The sequence below is a fragment of the Lonsdalea iberica genome (genome assembly GCF_002111585.1).
In the GTDB taxonomy this organism is placed as follows: domain Bacteria; phylum Pseudomonadota; class Gammaproteobacteria; order Enterobacterales; family Enterobacteriaceae; genus Lonsdalea; species Lonsdalea iberica.
The window spans coordinates 1-1,152 of record NZ_LUTP01000112.1; the positions used below are offsets into that span (position 1 = coordinate 1).

The 1,152-nt window shown below is 52.1% G+C and carries 2 protein-coding genes and 1 pseudogene; all 3 read left to right on the plus strand.

Annotated elements, in window-relative coordinates; genetic code table 11:
- On the plus strand, positions 1-328 hold a 328-nt coding region (gene tssD, locus AU511_RS16910; protein WP_094110367.1), incomplete at its 5' end, for a type VI secretion system tube protein TssD.
- A gap of 62 nt (positions 329-390) precedes the next feature.
- A complete protein-coding gene (locus AU511_RS16915) occupies positions 391-702 on the plus strand; it encodes a hypothetical protein (protein WP_094110368.1) in 312 nt (103 codons plus the stop codon).
- A 156-nt stretch (positions 703-858) separates the two neighbouring features.
- A pseudogene (locus tag AU511_RS16920) lies at positions 859-1,152 on the plus strand (AAA family ATPase); the annotation flags it as partial.

Here is a 1,152-nt window from a genome sequence, read left to right on the forward strand (position 1 = left end):
CCACACCCCGTTCCTGTTCACCAAGGAAATCGACTCATCCAGCCCTTATCTGTACAAGGCTGTGACCACCGGGCAGACCCTGAAATCTGCAGAATTCAAGTGGTACAAAATCAACGACGCAGGCCAGGAAGTGGAGTACTTCAACACCAAACTTGAGAATGTGAAAGTGGTGAAAGTAAATCCTGAAATGTACGACATCAAGGATCCTTCCAAAGAGAAACATAACCACCTGGAGTGCGTTGAACTGCGTTACGAAAAAATCACCTGGACTTACAAAGACGGCAACATCATTCATTCCGATGCGTGGAACGAACGCGCCACCGCGTAAGACTGTGTTCACACTGCATTGCGATCCCTTTGCGTATCGCAATGCGGGTATAGGAGAGATCTATGTCTGTTTCACTCGCGAACTGGGCGACTAATTGGCAGAAAGACCAGCGCTTTAGCAAAAACTATACGGCGCGTCTTATTGAAAAAGCCTGTGGGTTGGATTGTCAGTTAAACAATGCTTATTGCAACGGAACTCTTATGGTGATTGCCGGGCCGCATCGTAAAGCCGGGCCGAATGGTGGCGGTGATGCTCGGTGGCATATGACATTACGGCCCAACAGCAGCAGTTCCTGCTGGCATGTCATTCTGGATAACAGTGTGACCAGACCTATCGAAATTAATAAACGTGAATATCTGGGGCACCGTTTTTAATTTGCTCCCTGTTCAGGTCCGTCACGCGGACCTGAATGGATTTCTTCGTTAAGCGACTGTCGATATGGGCATTCAGCAAAGAAATTCACCATCTGCCTGCCCGACCACATGCGCTTTGGTCCCCTGAACGGGAAACAGCGAGGGGCGGTAGCATGCCCGGAATCCCTCAAGCCGGTCATCCTGCGCACCCTTGACCTCGGTCTGTTGCAGGCGGGCGCAGGCGTGAAAGGTGAGTTCGAACAGCGTCTGAAAAACGTGATTGATGCAGTCCAGCAGTCGCCGGTGCCTGTCCTGCTGTTTATTGACGAAGCCCACACGATCATCGGTGCCGGTAATCAGGCGGGGGGCGCGGATGCGGCTAACCTGTTGAAACCCGCTCTGGCACGTGGCGAACTACGCACCATCGCCGCGACGACCTGGTCCGAATACAAGCAGTATTTTGAGCGCGAT

Excerpts from the sequence above, each read along its gene's own strand:
- AU511_RS16915 (WP_094110368.1), top strand. The coding sequence starts at position 391 with ATGTCTGTTTCACTCGCGAACTGGGCGACTAATTGGCAGAAAGACCAG.